Below are 11719 nucleotides of genomic sequence, written 5' to 3' on the forward strand. Positions count from 1 at the left end.
CCTTTTCCCTTTTCCCTTTAACCTTTCCCCTTTCCCCTTTCCCCTTTTCCCAAAAAAGCACTTTTGTAAGAAGTCTATTACCTTATCGGTATTTCAATTATGAAATCAGTTCCTTTTCCTGGAACAGAATAACAAGTTAATTGACCTTTGTGTTTGTCTACAACAATTTGATAGCTAATTGATAACCCCAAGCCAATACCATTGCCTACGGATTTAGTAGTAAAAAATGGGTCGAAGATTTTTTGTCTGACTTGGCGAGTCATCCCGCAACCGTTATCAGAAATCTGAATCATTAGTTTGTTGGAATTGGTGAGTTGAGTAACGATGTGAATTTGTCGCTGAAATTGCGTTAGCTTTCGCTTAGTTTCTCCTAGAGATGCTTGTGCTAGATATGGCTGGACATTTTCTGTATGATTTCTGTGTTGGTCTAGTAATGATGTATGACTAATGGGAAATAACTCTTCCAAGGCATCAATAGCGTTATTTAAAATATTCATAAATACCTGATTAAGTTGACCTGCATAGCAAGTAATTTCTGGTAAACTTCCGTATTCTTTGATGACTTCAATTTCAGAACGTCCGCTTTTTTCTTTGAGTCGGTGCTGTAAAAGCATTAAAGTACTATCAATGCCTTGATGAATATTTACAGGTTTCATTTCCGATTCATCTAAGCGAGAAAAATTACGCAATCCCAAAATAATATTGCGGATACGCGAACTTCCCAGTTTCATAGAATCAAGAATTTTTGGTAAATCATCTACCATAAAATCAAGGTCGAAGTTTTCAGTTTTTTGTTTGATTAATGTAGAAGGATTTAAACATTCTTGTTGATAAGTGCTAATTAAATCTAGTAAGTTTTCCATATACTCAGTTATATGAGTGATATTTCCATGAATAAAGTTAATAGGGTTATTAATTTCATGTGCGATACCCGCCACCATTTGCCCCAATGAAGACATTTTTTCGCTTTGAATTAATTGAGTTTGGGTACTGTGCAATTCTTGGATAGTTTTTTGTAAACATTGATTTTTGTCGTTTAATTCTTGGGTTCTCTGATTCACTTTTTCCTCTAGGGTTTGGCTATATTTTTCTAAGTTTTTATAGAGGATGGCGTTCTCTAGAGAGATTGCAGCTTGGGTGCTAAGGAGATTGATAATTCCGATGCGATCGCGTGTAAATGCTGCCATTGTTAAGTTGTTTTCCAAGTAAAGAATACCGAGCAAATTTCCTTGACTAATTATCGGAATACACAAGATACTCTTTGGTTGTTCTTGAATAATGTAGGAATCATTTAATAAAAAATTCGCAGTCTTCACATTATCGCTGACAAAAATTTGGTTTGTACGTTTGACGTAATTAATTAAAGTTATGGGAACGTCTTTACTGGAATCTAAATCAATTGCTGGAAAGTGTGTGGAAATACTTCCAGATATTGAACTGCAACCAACTGCGGCTACGGTTAATTGAAATCGATGGCTTTCATTTAAAATCATCGCACACTTGGAAGCTCCGGCATTTTCGATGACAACTGCTATTAATGCAGAAAGCAGTTGTTCCATCTCAATTTTTCTGGAAATTGCTTGAGAAGCTTTAATTACAGATGCTAAATCTAGCATATCTGAAATACTAGTACTAAAAACTGTTTCATTACTACTAGCAATTGAGTGGGATATGCGGATAGAATTAGTAGTGCGATCGTTGATTTGGATGTTAAGTTTTTCTTGCTGGATAATTTGAGCGAGTAATTGAGAATAACGTTTTTGCAAATCTTCAACTTTCGCTAATGCTCCCCATTTCAGATAGTTATAGTAAGCATCAGTCATATAAGTTTGGGCAATTCTTTGTTTATTTATTCCTAAATAAAATTTAGCTGCAAGTTCTTCGGCTAAAGCTTCTTCATTCAAATATTCATATTCTTTAGCATAGGCAATGGCTTGGTCGTAATCATCCATTGCTTGCAAATATTCACCAACAACTCGATGCCGTTCTGCCTCTACTAAATAAAATTTATGTAAATAATTCATTGGGGCATAATGGGCCCATTGATTCATCTTTTCTTGATTAGCAGCTACTTTTTCGAGATTTTGTTGTTGTTCGATTTCTGAAATTTGAGGATAAATAGCTAATCTCGCTAGTGAATCATAAAAATAAAAAATAGGTACAACTAATTGTCCTATCCCACCATCTAAATATTTCTCTGCTAAAGTAGCATTTTCTACTGCTAGAAAATATTGTTCAAATAAATAGCACAGATGTAACTTGCCCAAATATAAATATAAAAGACCTACTCCGTCTTTAGCTTCCAAATGAATAGGCAGCATTATGTTTTCATCGTAGGCTATACCCACTAAAGAGGATGGATTTTCTGTATTGTGGAGTAAATTTAAAACAATTTGTCTATAAATATTACTCCAATTCAAAGGTCTTTCTTGTTTAATTTGACTAATGGCATGATTGTAATTTTCTATTTCTCCATCTAATTCTGTCAATTGTTTACCAATCCAATATGAAAAGCTAGAATAATACATTAAACAATAAGCTGCAAATTCTAAATCACCTGTTTCCAATCCAGCAGAGTAAGATTCCAGCAGAGGTTTTAATGTTTTTTTAACATGTTTATGCCAAATCTCAATGAGAGAATAAAATCCTTGCATTACTCTGGCTTTTATTTCTTTCGCACCAGATTGAGCTAATAAGTTTAAAGCTAGCCTACCAAATTGATAACCAGATTCAAAATCTTTGAGGACTCCACAAAGCATTACTGCATAAACAACATAAGCATAAGCCGATAAGGAAGAATTCCCATATTTTATTGATAAATTTATTTGTTTGAGACAAATCAGTAAGAACAATTCAGCAGCAACTTGATAAGCAACTGGAGCGGTACTCGATAATATACGCATAGCTGCTAATAATTCAGGCTGTTTCATTTCCGGAAGGTTAATTAATTCCTGAATTTGCTTTCCAGCTAAATTAGACGTTATTTCTGCCATCGCTAATTGCACATCAAGCTGGTTTGGCTGATGGGGAAATTCTACTCCCAATAACTTTAAAAAGCTTAAGGAAGTATTGACAGATGCTAATGCTTTATTTTGCGCTCCATCAGCTTGAATTTTAATTTCATAAACTTTTACTTTTTCTAGTAATGTTTTTGCTTGTGCTAAAACTACCTGTATTAATTCCTCCATTTTTTGAAAGTTACCGCTCAGGTATGCAGCCTCCGCAGCTGTTTCATACAAAGCAATGCTTAGCTCATATTTTGTTTCCCAACAATCATTGGCTAATAGTTCTATTGCAGTACTTAAATACTTAGTTGCAGCAATATAAGCGGTGGAAGCTATAGCTTTACGTCCAGCAACTAGATTCATCTCGGCTAGTTCATCGCGTTGAGTTCTATTTGTGATAATTTCAACTGCAATATTGAATTGATTGACTAACTGAAAAATCTTTTCTTCTCGTTCCGCAACTGAAATATTTTTCAAAAGTAGTTGCCCAATTCGTAAATGAATTTGCTTTTTTTGGTCTTGGGGAATGAGAGAATAAGCAGCTTGCTGGACTCGATCGTGTATAAACTTGTATCGAGGCCACAAAGAGGTATTGAGGGGTAAATTTTGCGATTTTTGGCTATCATAATCCATAGAAACGCTGGCATTTTGAAATAATTTATAAGCTTCAGTTTGAGGTAAAACGAGACCTTCATATAAAGCTTTCCATATTTCAGATGCCGTGTCTACCGCAGATTTTTCATTGATGATAGCAAGGGTTTTTAAATCAAATTCATTGCCAATACAAGCTGCAAATTTTAAAACATCCTGTGTAATTTTAGGTAATTTTTCTATTTGCAGCGCCATAAATTCGACGACATCATCCGTGAGAGTTAATATTTGCAATTGGGGAAGATTATATTCCCAACAGGCGAGATTATAATTAAATTTAATAATGTTATCTTTGTGTAAAGACGTGAGAAATTGAATGGCAAAAAAGGGATTACCTTTAGTTTTAGCAAACACCATTTGGGTCAGAGGAATAGCCACATCTTGTTTACAAAATAAAGTATCAGCTATGAGGTCATTTAAATTATTTTGATTTAAAGGCTGGAGAATAATATGATTAATGGCTGCACCTGTTTTTTCAATTTCTTTTATTGTGAAATAAAGCGGATGTGATTGAGAAACTTCATTATCACGATATGCACCAATTAATAATAAACTTCCTTCATTTATCTCTAAATTTTGGGTGCGATCGCCTGAAAATTTTTCGCTCTCAAAGTTAGCAATTAAAATATTTTCTTGGCTTTCAAAATTAACTAAAAAGGATTTTTTATTTTCTATATTATTTTGATTCATTAATAATTGAATAAATTTTAAAGATGTTGTATCTGCCCATTGCAAATCATCTAAAAAAATTACCAAAGGATGTTCTTTACTAAGAAATACTTGAATGAATCTTTTAAATAATAAATTGAAGCGATTTTGGGCAGCATTACCAGAAAGTTCCGCACATTTTGGTTGTTTACCAATAATTTGTTCTAGTACAGGAATTACATCGTTAATTATCTGAGCTTGTTGGCCTAGCGCTGCAAGTATCTTCAATTTCCAATGTTGAATTTCTGCTTCAGTTTCTATTAAAATTTGTCTGATTAGTTCGCTAAAAGCTTGTACTAATGCCGATAACGGAATTTCTCTTTGAAACTGGTCAAATTTCCCCTGAATAAAGTAACTACGTTGTCGGACAATAGGTTTATGAACTTCGTTCACTACCGCAGTTTTACCAATACCAGAAAAGCCTGCAACCAAAACCATTTCTGTTTTACCTTGTGTCACACGGTCAAAGGCAGCAAGAAGATTTGCGACTTCTTCTTGACGACCGTAGAGTTTTTCAGGAATCAGAAAACGGTCAGAAATATCTTTAACGGCTAACTCCAAAAATGGAATATTACCAGTTTGTTTCCAGTGCTGATGGCATATTTCTATATCATATTTAAGTCCATAGGTGCTTTGATAGCGGTCTTCAGCATTTTTGGACATTAGTTTCATCACGATATCGCAAAGTACTTCTGGAATTTCCTCATTATTTGTAGATTTTGAATGTTTAATTTTGAATTTATCTGGTTGTTTGGCAATATGAGCATGGACTAATTCCATTGGGTCATTAGTATTGAAGGGTAATTCTCCACTGAGAAGTTCAAAAAATGTCACCCCCAAGGAATAAAAATCGCTACGGTAATCGATACCACGGTTCATTCTTCCAGTTTGTTCGGGAGAAATATAAGCTAATGTTCCTTCTAAAACGTTAGGATTCGTGATAAATTGAACTTCTCTTGGTAGTAAAGTAGCAATGCTGAAGTCAATAAGTTTGATTTCCAGAGTATTGGGATTAATTAGAACATTGGCAGGTTTGATATCTTTGTGAATGATGCGATGGCGATGCAGTTCCTCTAGGATAGATACTATTTGTATCGCAATCTGAAAAAACTCTCCTAAGCTGACAATATTTTTTTCTTTCCTTTTTGTCCAATCTTTAAGGGATATACCGCTAAAGTCTTCCATCACTAAGGCATAGGCATTACGGTAATTTTCTAAATTCAGAGGTTTAACTATCCCCTGCAAATTGAGATTTTTAGTGATTGTATATTGATTGCGAAATTGAGCAATTTCATCGATGGTGGGATACTCATTCCGCATCAATTTGATAACCACTATCTTTTGGTCTTGTTTTCTGACAGCTCGATAAACTAAGGTTTTACTACCTGAATAAATTTGCTCTGTGATGCGATATCCAGACAAGGGAACTATATCATTGGATAGTAGTATCATTGCAGTGTTATTTTTAATATTGTGATTTAGCCTTAGTATTCCCTTTTACCTATTCTTAATATCAGTTATCGTAGATATATATAGGAATCCGCTTTGATATCTGAAATGATTTGCGTAGTCAGGCAAAAAAGTTTCAGAGAATATAGGTGTACGGAGTTCTTTTCACCCAATCAAATAGGAGTCCTATAGTGATGAATTTGCTGGAAAACTCAATTCTTTATTTTTCAGAGATTTTACGGAATTAAATGTCAATTTAAGTTGAAATATAGCGTTTCCTAGTCTGCTGAGCTATAAATCTCTGCGTACCTCTGTGTTGAAAAGTTGAAAAACCCACGCTTGCAAGCGTGGGTTTTCCTGTTCCCTATTCCCTATTCCTTATTCCTTCTGAATTTCAGAGGAATCTACTGTAACAGCAAAACCTGAAATTACAAGCCAGATATCAAAAGTATCTTAACCAGAATTTGATTGCTCAATTCTGATAATTTCAGTACTATTTCCAGCTTTTATCTGCTTGTGAAAGTACATAAGCAGCAACATTTTCAATCTGCTCAGGTTTTAAACGTTTGCCAAAAGCAGGCATGGCACCTTTACCATTTGTAACTTGAGAAATAATCGCCTCTGCTGAGTACAAACCATACTTTTCCAAATCGCCTTTCTTCAAGCTTTTTTCAGCTTTAACTAAATTTTTACCGCCTGCATGACAAGAAGCACAATTACCACTAAATACTTTAGCTCCGCTAGCAGCATCTCCGGCTAAAGCTGGACTACTGAAGGCAAAGGTGAAGATTGCTATGCCTAACAGCATAATTTTAATAATTCTTTTCATTTCGTGTTCCCTCTGCAATAACATTTGATTCGTGGAATATAGCGCCTTTCCTAATCTGCTGAGGTACTGAGTACTTTGCTTATCTTGTCGGGCAAACCTGCGGGTAACTCTGGGCTTGACTCTACGCTTGTGGAGCGTTTAAAAACAAAAGTTGATGTACCTCACTTAACTGGGAATCGCTACATCCTTCATAATTGTCAGTTGAGGCGCTGCTATAGTCAAACGACAAGCTGTCAAACTAGCCTTAAAATTTTTGGAATTCAAGATTATTGGCTACTATACCCATTAATCTTTAAATAATATATTTTTGAATTCTAGAATATTTCTTAAATTGAAAAATTAGGCAGTGGTGAGTAGGGAGTAGGAAGAAAATATTTTTATTTATATTTAGTAGTAGAATGTTCGTTTTATTTGCATTTTTAAAATAGTCAATAGACAGCTAATAGGATGTATTATGCTGTAGACTAAATTACTACTAAATAAGATAATATGTTAAGCCCTGATGTCATATTTTTCACGAGCGATCGCATCGGAATTTGCGCCTAACACACCTGACAACAATTATGTTATTTTTACGCCCCCTTTTCTACGAGAGGCTACACCAACGGTGTGTGAGTAGGGTCAAGACTCCCAACTCACGACTATCGATTCCCTACTCCCTCAAAGTTCCTAACTTGTTGAGTGTATCTTCTGTGACGCGACAAATTCGCCAATCATCTAATATAGAAGCTCCCATACTACGATAAAAGGCTTGGGCTGATTCATTCCAATCCAACACACTCCATTCTAAGCGTCCACAATTGCGTTCTACGGCAATCTGGGCTACTTTAGTCAGCAGAGCTTTACCAATACCTTGTCTGCGATATTCTGGTAAAACAAATAAATCTTCTAGATATATTCCTGGCTTAGTTAAAAATGTTGAATAATTATGAAAAAATAGAGTGAAACCAACAGCTTGACCGCCAAATTCTGCTAATATTGCTTCTATATATCTGTGCGAACCAAATAAATGTTCTTTCAGTGCCAGAGCATTACCGATGACTGCATGAGATAACTTTTCATACTCGGCAAGCCCTTCAATTAATTTAAAGAGTACACTGTAATCAGCTGGCTGGGCAAAACGCACAATCAAATCGCTACTCGAAGTCATGAGTCTATAGTCTATAGTCCATAGTTCATAGTCTATAGTTAACTGTGCAATTTTTGTGGTTAATGATTAAACCAAAGCTGAAAAAGGTACAAAACACCCGGTTTTTGCAGTTGGCGATCGCCCCCCTTCGAGAAATGTTTCGTTATGAGAGATAATAAGGTCAGGTATCATACCAATTTTGGATTTTAGATTTGGGATTTGGGATTTGGGATTAAATGTCTGTAGTAAAGACTGTTCCAATCATCTCTAATTATCCTAATTTGGTATTAAGTCTTGATTTTTCGGTGAAATTTTTAAATTAGCCAACCTTTTAACCGTTTGGCTATGTGGGGACGCCGCAATTTTCGCATGGCTTTACTTTGGATTTGTCGCACTCGTTCGCGGGAAAGATTGAACATATTGCCGACTTCTTCCAAGGTACAGGGTTCGCTAGTTGTTAAACCATAGCGCAAAGAAATGACATCTTTCTCCCGTGGAGTTAACACATCACCTAATACTTCCCAAATCTCCTGACGCATCATGTTTTCATTCATTTTTGCTTCTGGAGATAAGTTATCTTCATCTTCTAATAAATCCATTAATTCCGTGTCTTCTTCTTTACCAACACGGTGATTTAAAGAAAGTGCTTGACGGCGTAATTGTTGCAATTGGCGTAGTTGTTGGACGCTAATTTCCAACGCTTCTGCCATTTCCGCTTCCGAAGGATTGCGACAGAGTTTTTGTTTGAGTTCTCGTTGCGCTTTTTTAAGTTTATTAAGTTTTTCAACAATATGAATTGGTAAGCGGATTGTTCGCGCATCGTTAGCGATCGCTCTCGTAATCGCTTGTCTAATCCACCAATAAGCGTAGGTAGAAAACTTGTATCCTTTATCTGGATCGAACTTTTCTGTAGCGCGATTTAAACCCATTGCTCCTTCTTGAATTAAATCCAGAAAAGGTACTCCCCGATTTAAATATCGCTTGGCAATAGATACTACTAATCTCAGATTGGAGCGAATCATTTTACGTTTCGCTACCCTACCTTGATACAAGCGACTTTCTAATTGTTTTTCGGTCATTTCTAGCTCAGAAGCTACTTCTAATTTGCTAGGTTCATGTCCGAGTTTTGACAGCAAAGTAGCTTGTAATTCCCGAATTTCTTCCAGAAATCTCACCCGCCGTGCTAACTCCACTTCTTCATCTGGTTTTAGCAGTGGATAACGCGCCATTTCTTTAAAAAAAGCGCCTACAGCATCATCATGTTCGGTCTTATTGTATCCCGAAGGACGAGCCGCAGCCATTTCATCTCCATCCCGTTCCTCCGATTCCAGATTTTCTACTAAAATGGGAGGTTCTTCATCAGCTACTGCATCTAAATTCTCCAGCAATAGTTCTTCAGTTTCAGCAGTATTCTCCAGTATTTCCATTTTTCCCAATTCAACAATATTCATAGTTTCCTTTAGGGATTGTTGCTTTGTTTGGTACATAATTTACTTATGGCTACTAGTTTTAGGCTTGGTAGTTTTCCCTAAGGGACGAATGCACCCGTTTATATAGCCAAATACAAGCTTATGCTAATTTTCTTCAGGAATAAAAACTGCTATGTACCTACTAACTCAAGGTTATCCTTAGATACAAGCAATAACTTAATTGACCTTCGCACCCAACAAAACTGAATTTTCAGGTTGACAAGAGATATCTTCTTTATTTTTTTCTTAATTACCAAATATGTCAAACCCCCTCAAACTTTCTCAACTTAAACAAATATAAAAATCTCCGCTAACTATCCAGATTTCTTAAATATTCATATATTTTTCTAAATATTTTTAATGTCTAGGTAGCGTAAATCACTGGATAAAATGAAAACCTGGTGTTGGGGTTATGCATTCCCGATGGCAAGTTACCCTGATAATACTAATTACAATGATGGGAGCCTAATTTCGGGATATTCTTATTTGTATAAAAGCATCTCATAAGCATAAAGGGTTGAATATCTATCAATAGGCGGAAAAAGGCTACTCCCTATTTAGTAGATAGACCCAATGAATTACAGCAATAGCGAAAATGCTTTTATTTCTATAGAGAACCCCAATATTTATTGCATGTAAAGTTGATACGAATTTGTCTAGCAGATTACATAAGAGGAAACTTATCAAGTATTATGAACAATAACAGTATTCAGAAATACCATTTATGCTTGAGAAAATAAAAAATACGGTCGAGTTAGCAGCAGCCAATTGAGTAAAATATCTAACTATTAAGTAAGCAACTATGTATATTAATGACCTCAATTTATCTCCATTAGTGGTAGCAGAACCAGGAGAATCTTATCAGCCAAGTGCAACTCTTAATCGTTGGGTTGAAGTACTGGTGGACTGTCCAGGAACAGCAACAGAAGTGGAAAAAGGGGCAAATATTTACATTTATCGACTGCCAAGCGGGTTAGAAGTAAAACCTGGAGATATTTTGAATGTACCATTTGGCGCACAACATCTCACGGGAGTAGCCATTAGATTGCTTTTCAAACCTCCAGTAGACTTACCGCTAGAAAAAATTCGGGATGTGGAAGATGTGATTCAAAAGAATTTTTTCCGGGATAGTTACTGGACTTTAATGGAACGGATATCGCAGTATTACTACACACAAATAATTCAGGTAATACGTACAGCATTACCACCAGGATTATTGGGGCGATCGCAACGTCGCATCCGTTTAACTGTAGCTGGTGCAGCAGTGTCTACTAACACTAATATTAATGCTTTATTAAACACACCTTTGATGCGTATTGTTCGGGAATCTTATTCTTTGTTAATTAAATTTTATATATTTAATACCATCGAAAATAATTATTTGATTAAAATTCTAGCTTTATTAAACTTTCAAAGTTTAGTAGCCAAAGTCAACAATAAAGACGCTCACAAAATTCTGCAACTCCTACAGCAACAATCAGACGGAGATTATAGTTTTCGCTACTTACAGAATCAAGTCCCACGAGCTTACCAAGGAGTGCGCGAACTATTGCGACGGGGTTTAGTAGAAAGTTACTTAGAACCGCCCCAACTAACTAAACCGAAATTTGAAAAAGCAGTGACCCTGGTAACCAGTACACTGGAACCCGACTTAACAACTCGCCAACGAGAAATATTAGAAGTGCTGCGGCGTCGTGGAGGAGAATTATGGCAAAGTGAATTATTGCAAATTTGCAATGCTAGTTCTTCTATTATGAAGACATTAGTACAAAAAGGTTGCATCGTCATTGAAGAACGGGAAGTATTGCGAACAGAACAAAGCCCGTCCTTAGCTCAAGACCAACCAAAGACATTAAATGCAGCCCAAACCATTGCCCTAGAAACAATTCAGACATTAAATGGATTTGCTCAAGTTTTATTGCACGGCGTCACAGGTTCCGGGAAAACCGAAGTATATTTGCAAGCGATCGCTCCTCTACTGCAAATTGGCAAATCCGCTCTGGTTTTAGTCCCAGAAATTGGACTCACACCCCAACTCACCGACCGTTTTCGCGCCCGCTTCGGCAATAAAGTCCGAGTTTATCACAGCGCCCTTTCAGAAGGCGAACGCTACGACACCTGGCGACAAATGCTTCTAGGAGAACCGCAAGTTGTAATAGGCACCCGCAGCGCCATTTTTGCACCTTTACCCAACTTGGGTTTAATCATATTAGATGAAGAACACGACAGCAGCTTCAAACAAGACTCACCCATCCCCACCTACCACGCCCGCACCGTCGCCCAATGGCGAGCCGAATTAGAAAACTGTCCCCTAATTTTAGGTTCCGCCACCCCTTCGTTGGAAAGTTGGCTGAGTGTGAAGGAAGAAGACGCGGGGACAGAGAGACGCGGGGACGCGGGGAAAGAGGGACACGAAGGCACAGAGAATTTATCACAAACACTCTCCGCGTCAGAGCGTCCCCCCCTCCCCGCGTCTCTC

5 protein-coding genes are annotated in these 11719 nt (G+C 36.6%); 1 reads left to right on the forward strand and 4 read right to left on the reverse strand.

Features of this window, described 5'->3' with window-relative positions; genetic code table 11:
* Positions 1–77: 77 nt before the first annotated feature.
* From GNE10_RS24335 to GNE10_RS24350, 4 genes are all read right to left on the reverse strand, one after another.
* On the reverse strand, positions 78–5816 hold the full coding sequence (locus GNE10_RS24335) for an ATP-binding sensor histidine kinase (protein WP_185567381.1): 5739 nt from the start codon (positions 5814–5816) through the stop codon (positions 78–80).
* 490 nt (positions 5817–6306) lie between these two features.
* On the reverse strand, positions 6307–6642 hold the full coding sequence (gene petJ / locus GNE10_RS24340; RefSeq protein ID WP_185567383.1) for a cytochrome c6 PetJ: 336 nt from the start codon (positions 6640–6642) through the stop codon (positions 6307–6309).
* A 652-nt stretch (positions 6643–7294) separates the two neighbouring features.
* On the reverse strand, positions 7295–7792 hold the full coding sequence (locus tag GNE10_RS24345; protein ID WP_185567385.1) for a GNAT family N-acetyltransferase: 498 nt from the start codon (positions 7790–7792) through the stop codon (positions 7295–7297).
* A gap of 293 nt (positions 7793–8085) precedes the next feature.
* Positions 8086–9258 carry an RpoD/SigA family RNA polymerase sigma factor gene (locus tag GNE10_RS24350; protein ID WP_185567387.1) on the reverse strand — a complete coding sequence of 391 codons (1173 nt, stop codon included), beginning with the start codon at positions 9256–9258 and terminating at the stop codon, positions 8086–8088.
* A 784-nt stretch (positions 9259–10042) separates the two neighbouring features.
* Between GNE10_RS24350 and priA the strand changes: the two genes are divergently transcribed.
* On the forward strand, positions 10043–11719 hold a 1677-nt coding region (gene priA / locus GNE10_RS24355), incomplete at its 3' end, for a primosomal protein N' (protein WP_185567389.1).

The sequence above is a fragment of the Nostoc sp. 2RC genome (assembly GCF_014222165.1).
In the GTDB taxonomy this organism is placed as follows: Bacteria; Cyanobacteriota; Cyanobacteriia; order Cyanobacteriales; family Nostocaceae; genus Nostoc; species Nostoc linckia.